Consider the following 12,999-nt stretch of genomic DNA (forward strand, 5'->3'; position numbering starts at 1 on the left):
AACAATTTAATTGTTTTCAAACTATATAATGTATAAAAACATGATATAATAAAATTATGGTAATTGGAATATTTAAAGTATTATTTAGATACTCTCCAGATATCTAACAAATTAAACTATATATTAATGAGAGAGGTTGATATAAATGCTTGAATTAAGCTTTACAAATGAAGCTGATTTAATAAAGGTATGCCATGCCCTATCTACAAATATTCGTGTGGATATTTTAAAATTAATAATGGATAAAAATCTAAGTGTGGTAGAAATAGCTAAGACTTTAAATATTCCAGTATCCACTGCTGCTTCAAATATTACACTATTAGAAAAGTCAGGTTTAATTTTAACTGAACTACATCCTGCCAAGCGTGGAGCAATGAAAATATGCAGTCAAAACTTTGATGGTATACACATTAACTTGGATTATTGTGATTATTCCTTAAATCATGTACTTAAATATAATGAAATAGAAATGCCTATAGGCCATTATATTAATTGTGAAGTGTACCCTACCTGTGGTTTATCAGATGAAACTAAAATTATAACATTAGATGACCCCAGCACCTTTTTTACACCTTCCAGAATTAATGCTGAAGTACTTTGGTTTAGACGTGGCTTTGTAGACTATAAATTCCCTAAAATGAATGTTGAGAAAAATAAAGTTCTTATACATGCTCTTGAATTCAGCATGGAAATTTGTTCAGAAGCCCCCGGTGTTAACAATAACTGGCCCTCGGATATAACATTTTATTTAAATGATAAAGAGTTAGTTACGTGGACTTCTCCTGGAGACTTTGGTGACGTAAGAGGAAAATTAAACCCATCATGGTGGCCTGATTTCCATACACAATATGGACTGCTAAAGCATATTAAAATTGATAACAATGGAAGTTATCTAGATGAAGAACTATTATCTAGTATGTCTCTTAAAGATCTACAATTAGAAAAATCTGCTTATATTACTTTAAGAATAGCTATAAAAGATAATGCTAACAATAAAGGCGGAGTAACCATATTGGGTAAACATTTTGGAAATACTCCTCAAGATATAATTATGAGAACTAGCTATAATGAACTGTAGTTATTGTAAAAACGAAATATAAAATTCAATATCTTGAACTACGTTGCCACATAAAAAAAGTGCTACTTATAGCGCTTTTTTACTGGTAATGCGTCCACATTCTTAAAATCTTAATTGTATTTTCTTTCTCATACACTTCATAAATTTTTCTATGCATTATATTGATTCTTCGACAAATCTGTTCTTTCTTGGCAATCTATCCCTGTAAACCGTTCATTTTAAATATAAACTCTAAAAACGAATTGAAATTTTCGATAATTTTATTAATTCATCTTGACATATATTTTCTCGTGTTATATATTTTCTCGTGTTATATAGTTAGTTACATAAGCGACTAACCAATTGACAAAGTAAGCATACTATATGATATATTATGAATATGAAGGTGGTGTTTAAATGCAATTTAATACGAGTGGTGAGAAGCCAATTTTCCTACAATTTGCTGAAGAGCTTGAAAATAATATACTTAAAGGTATATTTGAGGAAGAGACGCAAATCCCCTCTACTACTGAGGTAGCGATTAAGTTTAAAATAAATCCAGCCACTGCAAACCGCGGTGTAAACCTGCTTGTGGATGAAGAAATCATATACAAAAAGCGTGGCATCGGAATGTTTGTAAGCACTGGGGCCAGGGATAAAATAATAACCAAACGAAAAAACGTTTTTTATGAAAGTTATATATTATCTCTTTTAGAAGAAGCTAAAAATTTAAACATCAGCAAAGGTGAAATTATTGTCTTAATAGAAAGTGGTTGCCATAATGAGCAGGATTGAAATAAAAAATACATCAAAACATTTCAACAAAACAATCGCATTAAAAGATGTCTCTTAGACTCTTGAGCCCAATAAAATATATGGGCTTATGGGAAGGAACGGTGCTGGTAAAACTACACTTTTAAATATTATAACTAATAAGGATTTTCAGGAAGCATTCCCAATCCACATATTGCTTCATTTAGCATGTTTCTCTGTACTGTGATTATTTGTGGTTTTAATTATCTGCTCATCCGAAAAGCGGAGACAAAGGCATAATCAATGTAGCTTAGACTTATTGATACAACAAATATTTATATATCTGTTGCCTCAACAATTCCGATGCCTTATGTTTCTTTCAATTATAAAACTTGCCATCCCATTTAAATAGCAGTCGAAGAATTCAAGACAGACCTTATTTATTGTTTTAAGGCAGTATTCATTGTCAGTCGTTGATTTCTTCCCGTTTACCTGCTGTTTCTTCAAGTATACATATTGTTTTTGTTAAGGATTCGGTGAATTCTGCATCAGAAGAGTTCTTGAAGATAAGCAAATCATCTTTTATAAACGGATCATCCAAAGCAATAGGAATATCAAAATTAATTTCTGCAATATATTCATTCCAATGCGCAAGTTTCCATGTATCCCTATCAGAATTCCTCTCAATCATTCTTTGCTGTGTTACATCGATTGAAGTTTTCACCCAAATAACCACTAAAGATGCATTCTTATCTTTTAATGTTGCTTTTAGCTTTTTGATATAGTTTAAATCTCGTATCTCTTTTGTAAATGGTGCATTAATTAGCACAATATCGTCATAATTCAAAGCTTCCATTGCCAGTTCTACTATTGTTTCGTATTCATAATCACGTATATTTTCATTAAAAAAATCTGAGCTTCTATTATATTCTTCACCTGCTACGACAAAAATCTGTTTTGATAATTTAATGAGTACATCTTTATCAAGATAGACCACTTGGTGTAATGCCTCAGCAAGTTTTTTTGCGATATAAGTTTTTCCACTTGCTGGTGGTGATGTTACTAAAATTAGTTTTTTCACAACAATACCCTCCTAGTAAAAAATTTAAGTCTTAAAATTTTCAAACTTGTTCAACTTTTCATGTTCACTTTATTATACCTCTTTTCCTGTATAATAATTTAGTAAATTCTATTATCTTATGGACCAGTCTCTTGGAGAAATCTATTACTTCGTCCTCTAAGATAAATTCATAATCTCCACATGGGACTTTCAACTATAAAATACACCTTAACGACAAAAAAACTACCGAAATATATTTATATAACTTTCAGTAGTTTATTTATTTGAAAGAGTAAATTTTGAATTTCTGTTCTTCATCTCCGCCATAATAAAAACAATCAAGGGAATTATAACTTCAAAAGGAATGGCATAATATTGCCATATGTTGAAATTCCAAAATGACATTTCCATAATGCTTTTGTAAACAAAAGAGGAGAAGGCCAGCATTAAAAGTGTAATTGGTGTTGCAATGAATTTGCAATCATCTAACCCAAAAACCTTGGAAATTCCGTTGCAAACTGCAAAAATGCATATACATGCTTTAACAAAGACACATATTAAAAAGTCGATAGTTACTAACATTTCAAGCCTTTCAAGTAGTTCACCTACCCTGATAAGGCTTATTGCCATGGTAGAAGGGTAATACACTCTAGCTATGGTATTACTACCTAATAATAAAATATTCCTAAGTGTTGCTAAAAACACAAGTCCTCCACCTATAAGTAAACCTAGCATGAATATTTTATTGTAATTTTTAGTTTTAGATATATTTGAAAATACCATGGTAAATATTATAGTTTCACCAAAAGGGTAAGAAAATGCTGAGAAAGCACCTTTTAAAACCGGCGCTGAACCACTACTTAATATAGGCTTTAATTTACTTATATCCATTTGTGGTATAGATAAAACAGTGATAGTTAAGAAAACAATAATTGCTACAAAAACAAAGAATTCCGACCATCGTCCTAGGCCTCTGACTATAGTTTCTGCTTGAGGTTCTGAAATATTCCTTGTTTTCCATCCAATAGTATCTATAACAAGTACGTCCGCAAAACCATCTATGAAAAGCATCGTTTTTCCATATATAATTCCATTGACAATATCATCAACCTCCGAACATGTTTTATTGTCCCCTGTTAAAAGTACTTCTTGCATTAAAACATTCATAATTTCACTAGGATTAGTATCAGGTATGTTACTTAGTAACATTGGTTTTATAATATTTTCATTAATCATTTGAGAATCTGCCATACCGTTAATGAAGATAAGCATACACTTAGTACTTATGCTGGTTCCAAATGATATCGCCCTATATACAATTGTTTTATCATTCACAAAAATATCTCTTATAATTTTAATATTCTCATCTAATGAGGTCACTAGTTTTATATTTGAAAAGTCATTTGTATTCATAAATTAACATCCTTTGTAATATAATAATTAACCACGTGTAGATATTTTATCCATTATTTAAAGGCATTATTCACATGAATTTTTTATGGATGAAGTAACGCGGAATCCTTTTCTTGGTTGCTTCCAATTTTTAAAAGGAGACAGTTTCCTTCCGGATATTGGTAATGAAAAATAAAAATAGAACTGCAACACAAGTCGCAGTTATCCTTAGTTCACTTTTAACGTTTTTTCATCTAAATATAGGGGCTCTATAAATCTTTATGAAATGCTGGAGCATGAGGAAACAAAAGTTTGGTGCCTTCGCCCTCGCCCTATCCACGAGGCTTAAATCCTTTTAAGCGTAAAGCATTTGTTAATACAGAAACTGAACTAAAACTCATTGCAAGTGCTGCGATAATAGGATTTAAAAGTGGACCTCCAAATAAGTGTAGCAACCCCATTGCAACTGGTATTCCTAATATATTGTAACCAAATGCCCAAAATAAATTTTGCTTTATATTTGTTATAGTTTCTTTACTTAACTGAAGCGCAGTAGGTACGTCCATTAAATCGCTTCTCATAAGAACTATGTCCGCCGATTCCATTGCAACATCTGTACCTGAGCCTATTGCTATACCAATATCAGCCTGAGCAAGTGCAGGTGCATCATTAATTCCATCCCCAACCATAGCAACTTTTCTGCCTTCTGCTTGAAGTTTTTTAACTTCATTAGCTTTATCCTCAGGCAGAACTTCGGCTAGTATTTTATCTATACCAACTTGCGCTGCAATAGCTGCTGCTGTTCTTTTATTATCACCAGTTATCATGGCAACTTCTATTCCCATAGAATGAAGTCTTTCTATAGCTTTTTTACTATTTTCTTTAACTGTGTCTGCAACTGCAATGATTCCACTTATCTTGTTTTCTATAGCAATATACATTGGAGTCTTGCCTTCTCGTGCAAGCTTGTTTGAAATATCCTCTAATTGTTCTAAAGAAATTTTACTTTCTACCATGAGTTTCATATTTCCAAGCAGAATTTTCTTACCTTCTATACTAACATCTATTCCATAACCAGGTATAGCTTCAAATTTATCTACCTTTTTAAGTTCTAGAGATCTTTCCTGCGCACCTTTAACTATAGCGTCACCTAATGGATGTTCAGAGCCTTTTTCAGCAGAGGCTGCAATTTGAAGTAAGTATGTCTCGGAAATACCCTCTACAGTGACAATATCTGTTACCTTTGGTTTTCCCTCCGTTAGTGTTCCAGTCTTATCAAATACTATAGTTTGAATCTTATGTGCAGTCTCCAGTGCTACACCGCTTTTTATAAGAACACCATATTCTGCACCTTTCCCTGTACCCACCATTATTGCTGTAGGAGTTGCAAGGCCAAGAGCACAAGGGCAAGCTATTACAAGCACTGATATGAATATAGTTAATGAAAACACAATGGTCTCCCCAGATATAAGCCAAGCTAATGAAGAAATTAATGCCACTCCTATAACCACCGGAACAAAATAACTTGATATAATATCTGCCATCTTAGCTATAGGAGCTTTTGAGCCCTGGGCATTTTCAACCAAAGTTATAATTTGTGCTAGTGCCGTGTCTTTACCAACTTTAGTTGCTTTATACTTAATTGATCCATTCTTATTTATACTTGCACCAATTATCTTATGTCCAATAGCTTTTTCTACTGGCATACTTTCACCAGTTAGCATTGACTCATCTACGAGTGTTGTTCCTTCCACAACCTCACCATCAACAGGCATTTTTTCGCCAGGCCTTACAACTACTATATCGCCAACTTCAACTTCATCAATTGAAATTTCAATTTCTATATTATCTCTTATGATAATAGCAGTTTTAGGTGCCAGACCCATAAGCTTTTTAATCGCCTCTGATGTCTTTCCTTTCGTAACTGATTCTAAATACTTTCCTAAAGTAATAAGTGTCAAAATAACTGCTGCTGATTCAAAGTACATTACATAATCCACATTTCCCAGAAAAGTTATTTCATATACAGCAAATAAACTATATAAAAATGCCGCAGAGGTTCCAATGGATATAAGCGAATCCATATTAGGACTTAAACGTACTAAAGATTTGATTCCAACAATAAAATACTTTTTACCACAAATCATAACTGGAATCACAAGTATCAATTGTATAATGGCATAAGCTACTGGATGTAGCATTGGGTCAATAGCCAAAGGAAGCTGATAGTTCAACTTTTCAGCAATCATAGGTACCATTGCAATAAGAAGTAATGGAACTGCAAAGACTGCTGATATTATAAATCTATTCCATAAGGCTTTTATTTCTTTTTCTTTTTTTTCTCGATCAATATCCACGTTACTTTCATCTTCTAAAGCTTTGTATCCTGCCTTTTCGATTGCTTTCTTTATGTCAGAAGTTCTTACCTTGGTCGGTTCAAAGCTTATATTTAATTTTTCAGTAGCAAAATTAACATTTGTTTCAACTACTCCAGGGAGTCTCTTTGTAACTCTCTCGATGTTCTTTGCACAAGCCGCGCAGGTCATTCCTTCTATTTTTAATAATTTTGTTTCCACTTTATATTGCCTCCTTTATACCTCACTATTTATTCATAATCTTTGAGAGAAGGTTAATTATCTCATCAATCTTCTCTTCGCCATTATCACTAAGTACCGCGGCCTTAACACAATGACTTAGATGCTGTTTTAATATTAACAAGTTAGCCTTCTTTAAAAGAGATTGAGCTGCAATTATCTGATTAGATACATCTACACAATATCTTCCCTCTTCTATCATCTTTATAATTCCTTTAAGCATCTCCTCCCCCATACGAGGGGTGTCTAGAAAATATACTATACACCTTAAATGCATAGTATATTTATAACTAATTGAATTTATTTTAATTTATAACCCTTAACTAATTCATCATCTTTACTGTCCATATTATCTTTACCAGCTACTTCTAATTTAAATCCAGTACCCTGAAGTTTTGTAACATCTAAGCCTGCTTTAATTAGTGGCTCTGCCTTAAATACAAATTCCATATCCTCATCAGATGATCCTAAGTTCTCTGTAAAATGAACTGAATTACCCTCTCCAAGCATTAAGGCATAATGTTTTTCATCTGCCATATATTTGATTAGCTTTGGATCCTGCTCTAAAACTCTTCTAAAAGCATCCTCTGATCCATTTGAAGTTTCTTTTTTATCACTTACGTTATATGGAAAAATTATTCTATTTGATAACTGAACTCCGCCTTCTATCTCAGCAGGTTTATATACCCATTTATTAGGATCTAGCTTTTTAACATCCAACCCAGCTTTGATTAATGGATCCGCCTCTATTACCATAGCAAAATCTATTTTATTTGCAGAAGTATCTTTAGTCCATTCGAACTTGTCATTTGCAGGAAGTTTAAATCCCCAATGTTGAAGAGCACTATGATAGCCCTTACTCTTAGGGTTTGCCTTTACAATAGCATTAAAAGCTTTAAGAGCACCATCAGAGTCTTTACTTACAGTTGTTTTAGATTTACTACTACAACCCACAAATGCTACAGTAAGAATAGCTGAAGTTAACAATATTATGATTTTTTTATTATTTTTCATATTTTTACAACCCCTTTTAATATTTATAGTCATATAATACCCAATTGTTATGTAGATTAAATGAAGAAACAAATCATTTTTTCACCTATACTCCTAAATACTCTTTTCTTATTTGCTCTAAATCTATATTTTTCAAATCATCTACAATAACCATAGCACCTACAATATTACCATCTTTCAAAATTGTATAAAAACCATCAGCACTAAAGTTGGCAGTTACTTTAATAATTCCTTTTTCTCCTTTAAAAGTAGATGCATTTATTCCTGTTTCAGAGTTTGCAATTTCAAAGGTTCCATTAGGATTATCAAAGCTATTTAAGTCAAAGCTTAAAGTTGTATTAATGTTTTTTGCGGCAACAATAATTAATGGTTCAAATTCATATCCTATGCCTTTAACTGAAGCAGTTTGATTGCTACCAGCAAGCAATGCAATGTGAATCAATCTACTTGTTTTAACCTTACTTAAATCAGCACCATAAATACTTGGAGTTTGAGGGGCTGCAGGTGCGGTTGAAGTTCCTCCACCCATGTTACAACCAGGCATTCCACTTGATGGAGCTGGTATTGAAGCATCAGGCTTTGAGGTGTCCACCACTTTCACATCGTCAACCACCTTAAATACGCCCCTAATCATTCCCATTCCACAGCTGAAGTTTATATCTTGATCCTTTGGTGTAAATTCAATAACATTCTCGCCTGGCTTCAAATCTTTTTGAATGTTTAAAGAAGGAATAATAATTTGGCTGTTACAGGAATTCAATGCCTTACCATCAATTATCCATTTTACAGGCATATTTTTCTGTATATATAGACCATTCGGGGTATAACCAGCACCATCTGCCGTCATATGAACTATCTGAACCCCATTCTCTATAGTTGGTTTAGTAACTGGTGCAGCTGATGCTGCCGATGTTTTATTACCAGCTAAAGTAGCGGCTAATGAAGCTGTAGTTGGGATGTTAACACCAGCCAGGGCTAGTCCTCTACTCCCCATTACCATACCCAAAACTACAACCAGTATTCCACTAAATTTTAAAAGTGTTTTTGTATATCCTTTACTTATAATCCCTGATAGTGCGCCAAAGGTAAGCATTAATGGTACTGTTCCTAGAGAAAATATTAGCATAGCTAAGGCACCCTTGTATGCACTTCCAGTTCCTAAGGCGTATAGTTGCATTGTCTGAAGAGGTCCACAGGGCATAAGTCCATTAAGAACCCCAACTAAAAAAGGAGTTTTTGGTTTTTTCTTAAGGTTGCAAGCAGACCATGGGAGCTTTATATTAAACTTTCTAAATAAGCTATAGCCACTCATATTAAGTCCCATCATTATCATAAACACACCAGCAAATATTTGAAGTCCAGCCTTCACAGGTAATGATAGCGAAAGCACAGAACCTAGAGAACCAACTATCCCACCAAGAATAGTGTAGGAGACAACTCTACCTGCGTTGTATAGAATGGCAGGTTTCATGGAATCAAATTTACTTTTACTATCTTTATTTATACTTTGTGATAGCATTATTCCTCCACACATACCTACACAATGAATTGAGGTAAGGACTCCAACAATGAATAGAACAAAATATGTAGCACCGTTTAGCCTTGAGGTCATATCAATTCCACCTGTTGAATTTCCAATTAATATAATTGCTGCTACAATTATAAATATACCCACCATTTTATAGTTATTTGGATTCTCTGTACTATAACCAACTGCTTTTATAGTAGTTTTAATCTTTTCGTTATTACAGAAATCTGTATCGTACTCTATAGTTAAAGATTCTGCACTGAAGCTAGCCTTAGCTGTTTTTACACCATCTAATATTGTAACTGCTCTTTCCACTCTTGCCTCGCAAGATGTACATGTCATGTCAAAGACTTTGATTTTTTCTTTTTTAATTCTCACTTTTTTACCTCCTAAAGTTCTTACTTTGATATTTAATGTTATATTAAATGGATTTTTATCTTGCAAGGTTCATGAATATTAAACTGTACCTTTAACCCTATGAATATAAATCTTAATTTTAATTATACAAAGAAGATGTGTAGATTTTATAAAGAAATGTAAGAAATTTCAATAAAAAAGTTAAACAGGCCTACAAGCCTGTTTTTCCATCATCATTGGCATCATAAAAAACATATATTGTGCAAAGTGTATTAAAAAAGCTTCAAAACTGTACTATGCACAATATATGTATTTTTTATTTTACTCTTCTGGCAGTTACATAATCTTTTCTTCCTACTGGTGAAATTTTAATCACATCTCCTGTATGAGGAGCGTGGATATAATTATTATCACCAACGTACATGCCCATGTGATGCGGATTAGCAAATGTTCCAAAGAATATCAAATCTCCTGGCTGAAGATTCTCTCTTGATACTTGTACACCATCATTTATCTGATCAAAGGTGGTTCTTCCTACTGATATTCCAAAATGTGCGTATACGTATTGTGTAAATCCTGAGCAATCAAATCCCGAAGGTGTTGTACCTCCCCATAAATATGGTGTGCCAAGAAAGTTAGAAGCGTAAGCTATTACAGCATTATCTGATATAGTAGCTGATCCTCTTGAAGGTGTATATTTAGGTGCTGAATTTCTTATTTCATTTATTTTTGTTATGCTTTTACTTGCTGACACCTCTGACTCACTTATTTGTGATACAAGAGTATTTTCCTTGCTGCTTTTTAGTTCCGTTATCAATTTATTATGTAATTCTTCAGAGACAATTTCCTTGCTCTTTAGCTCAGTTATCAATTTATTTTGTGACTCTTTAGTAACGTTTATCTTATCAAGCTTCTGCTTGTTTTCTACTTGCAAATTCAGCAATACACCCTTCGTATTATTTAAACTTTGTTGCTTTTCAATTAATTCTTTTTGAGCGACTTTAAACTCCGCCACTACTTTATTATCAAATTCAATAATGGTTTTTATGTTTTCTACTCTAGATACAAAATCTCCAAAGCTCTCTGATTCAAGTATTATGCCCATATACCCATCGAATCCATTTATGTACAAAATCCTCATTCTACTATTAAATAATTCTTGTTCCTTTTGGTTATCCTTCTCAACCTGCTTAGCCTTTGCAGCGGCACTTTCAATCGCCTTTTTAGTTTGGAGTATTTTCTCGTTATTTTCTTCTGTCTTGGTCATGATTTCTTCAATTTGATTATCAAACTCTTCTAGTTTAGTTTCAATTGCTCCCCTCTCATCTTGAATTTTCGTTAGTGAATCCTTCTGCTGTTGTAGCTTCTCATTTGTTGGAATCGCCAATGCTGTTACATTTGAAGTTAAAATCAAGGTGATTACAACTGCGATACTTCTCAGGGCATTCTTCATTATTACATCTCCTTCACTCTTTTAAAATTCATAAGACACAAAGAGAAATTATCATAAACTTATGTAGTTCTTATGAAGATTGTCCACCTTTATAGTTTATCTATTTTAAAATAGTAAAGAGCATAAAATAAAAATCTAACTTTTAACATTCTACCTTAATTTTATATTCAACAAATAGTTGCAATCCAAATTAATGAACATATGAAAAAGTTTTACTTAAAATCAATTAAAAAGTCATGCCAAAGGAGAATTATTAATTACTCTTTTGACATGACTATAATTTTTTTGAATTTATGATTTAATAATATTTTTTTTAGTATTATACTCTTCTTCATTTATTTCTCCACGAGCAAATCTCTCATTTAAGATATCCATAAAATTATCTTTAAATCCAATATCTTTACCATTATTCTTTTGCCCTTGATTGTTGATTACATATATAACCACTCCGATTAAAATTATAGGAATAATCATCATTCCAAACCATCCTCCCATCATATTATATCCATTGCCATATCCAAATCCCATCATACAAATTATCCTTCCCTTGTCTTTATATTATTTTACTAAACTATCAAAATATTAGCTTCCCATCATGCTCTCATGAACATCTGTCATATCTCCATTGTTTATGGAGTTCATCATATTAACCATAGACCTATATCCATTTTCTTTCATTATGTCAATCATCTTTTTATAATCCTTATCACTTATGTTATTCATCAAATTATCCATAGAACTAAAATCTCTATTTTCCATTGCTTTTGCTTCATCACTGAAACCATTATCTCTCATTATTTTTATCATATCCTCATATCTACCATTTGATTGAACGCCATCAGCATTTTCATCACCCATCATAGATTTACTATAATTATATGATGATTTGTTGTCATTATTTTGCGAACTCATCATTGGTCTGCTAAAGTCATTAAAAGTTGAATTATTTTTAACTGTTGCATATGCAACCGAAATGCCTCCTACTGTTAGGATGCCTGCTATTATTAAAACCATAACTTTATTTCTCATTTAATATCACTCCTCCATGTATCTAGTGTACTTGTTTTTCTCTATACATATATTCTACTACTCAATTGTGGAGTAATTATGAAGATAATTTATTTTGTAAATTAGTAATATTTTTACAAGGTTTACTCATCTTTCAAGCACTTTCATATTATAATCACCCTTAGTTAGTGCCAATTTAGCTCCATTCAAATCAATTTCTAGAGTGCTATCATCTTGAAAATTAAGTTTATTTACTGAAGATGGATATTTGTTATGTTAATTTATTTCTTCATATTTCCTCCACAATTACGGCTTATAATTTAATTATATTAAGAGTAGATATAAATTTACAGAAGGAACGCAACTATTAATTATCAATAATGGTGATCTTGAAATAAATATTGAAAAAATGATTATATATTGAAGTGAAAGATGTAACTGGAGTTGTCCTTTTCACCTTAGGTAATTCAAACCTACAAAAGCAAGAGCTTCTTAGGAAAAGACTGACATCAGACATGGCTCATGAGCTTAGGACACCTCTTGCCAATTTAAAATCACATATAGAAGCATTACTAGATAAGGTTTGGGAAACTACTGAGAAAATACTTACAAGCTTTTATGAAGAAATAGAACGATTGATAAAATTAGTTGAAGGACTTAACAATATAGCTAAATTAGAGCAAACAAATCTAGATTTAACTTATCATTGGAACTTGAAAAAATAATAACCTCTTTTGAACCTCAGTATAATAGTTTAAATTTAAAGCTCTATTCAAGTTTGAT

Annotated in this window: 12 protein-coding genes and 1 pseudogene; 4 read left to right on the plus strand and 9 right to left on the minus strand. The window is 32.2% G+C overall.

Annotation, left to right across the window (positions count from 1 at the left end; all coding sequences use genetic code 11):
- The first annotated feature begins 145 nt into the window (after nt 1-145).
- From KPL51_RS08625 to KPL51_RS24275, 3 genes and pseudogenes are all read left to right on the plus strand, one after another.
- Nucleotides 146-1,078, plus strand: a complete 933-nt coding sequence (locus tag KPL51_RS08625; RefSeq protein WP_216159576.1) for an ArsR/SmtB family transcription factor — start codon at nt 146-148, stop codon at nt 1,076-1,078.
- 396 nt (nt 1,079-1,474) lie between these two features.
- A complete protein-coding gene (locus KPL51_RS08630; protein ID WP_216159579.1) occupies nt 1,475-1,852 on the plus strand; it encodes a GntR family transcriptional regulator in 378 nt (125 codons plus the stop codon).
- A 70-nt stretch (nt 1,853-1,922) separates the two neighbouring features.
- Nucleotides 1,923-2,057: pseudogene (locus KPL51_RS24275) on the plus strand (ATP-binding cassette domain-containing protein); the annotation flags it as partial.
- 219 nt (nt 2,058-2,276) lie between these two features.
- Here the strand turns inward: KPL51_RS24275 and KPL51_RS08640 are convergent.
- The 9 genes from KPL51_RS08640 to KPL51_RS08680 form a co-directional block, all read right to left on the minus strand.
- Complete coding sequence (locus KPL51_RS08640) at nt 2,277-2,891, minus strand: P-loop nucleotide/nucleoside kinase family protein (protein WP_216159582.1); 615 nt, start codon at nt 2,889-2,891, stop codon at nt 2,277-2,279.
- A 255-nt stretch (nt 2,892-3,146) separates the two neighbouring features.
- Nucleotides 3,147-4,283, minus strand: a complete 1,137-nt coding sequence (locus tag KPL51_RS08645; RefSeq protein WP_216159585.1) for an endospore germination permease — start codon at nt 4,281-4,283, stop codon at nt 3,147-3,149.
- Nucleotides 4,284-4,594: 311 nt separating this feature from the next.
- Nucleotides 4,595-6,838 carry a heavy metal translocating P-type ATPase gene (locus KPL51_RS08650; protein WP_312888512.1) on the minus strand — a complete coding sequence of 748 codons (2,244 nt, stop codon included), beginning with the start codon at nt 6,836-6,838 and terminating at the stop codon, nt 4,595-4,597.
- A 25-nt stretch (nt 6,839-6,863) separates the two neighbouring features.
- Nucleotides 6,864-7,079 (minus strand): metal-sensing transcriptional repressor, encoded by a 216-nt coding sequence (locus tag KPL51_RS08655; protein WP_224853782.1) that lies wholly within the window; start codon nt 7,077-7,079, stop codon nt 6,864-6,866.
- 77 nt (nt 7,080-7,156) lie between these two features.
- Complete coding sequence (locus KPL51_RS08660; RefSeq protein WP_216159592.1) at nt 7,157-7,870, minus strand: hypothetical protein; 714 nt, start codon at nt 7,868-7,870, stop codon at nt 7,157-7,159.
- A gap of 85 nt (nt 7,871-7,955) precedes the next feature.
- A complete protein-coding gene (locus KPL51_RS08665) occupies nt 7,956-9,776 on the minus strand; it encodes an urease accessory protein UreH domain-containing protein (RefSeq protein ID WP_216159595.1) in 1,821 nt (606 codons plus the stop codon).
- A gap of 295 nt (nt 9,777-10,071) precedes the next feature.
- Nucleotides 10,072-11,208 carry a C40 family peptidase gene (locus KPL51_RS08670; RefSeq protein WP_216159598.1) on the minus strand — a complete coding sequence of 379 codons (1,137 nt, stop codon included), beginning with the start codon at nt 11,206-11,208 and terminating at the stop codon, nt 10,072-10,074.
- A gap of 291 nt (nt 11,209-11,499) precedes the next feature.
- Complete coding sequence (locus KPL51_RS08675; protein WP_224853779.1) at nt 11,500-11,739, minus strand: SHOCT domain-containing protein; 240 nt, start codon at nt 11,737-11,739, stop codon at nt 11,500-11,502.
- A 51-nt stretch (nt 11,740-11,790) separates the two neighbouring features.
- Nucleotides 11,791-12,237, minus strand: coding sequence for a hypothetical protein (locus KPL51_RS08680; protein ID WP_216159601.1), 447 nt, complete (start codon nt 12,235-12,237; stop codon nt 11,791-11,793).
- Nucleotides 12,238-12,641: 404 nt separating this feature from the next.
- Here KPL51_RS08680 and KPL51_RS23440 point away from each other — a divergent pair, with 404 nt between their 5' ends.
- On the plus strand, nt 12,642-12,941 hold the full coding sequence (locus tag KPL51_RS23440; protein ID WP_224853776.1) for a histidine kinase dimerization/phospho-acceptor domain-containing protein: 300 nt from the start codon (nt 12,642-12,644) through the stop codon (nt 12,939-12,941).
- The last annotated feature ends 58 nt before the right edge of the window (nt 12,942-12,999 follow it).

Origin of the sequence: Clostridium bowmanii (genome assembly GCF_018861315.1) — a bacterium.
Taxonomy (GTDB): Bacteria; Bacillota; Clostridia; order Clostridiales; family Clostridiaceae; genus Clostridium_AD; species Clostridium_AD bowmanii.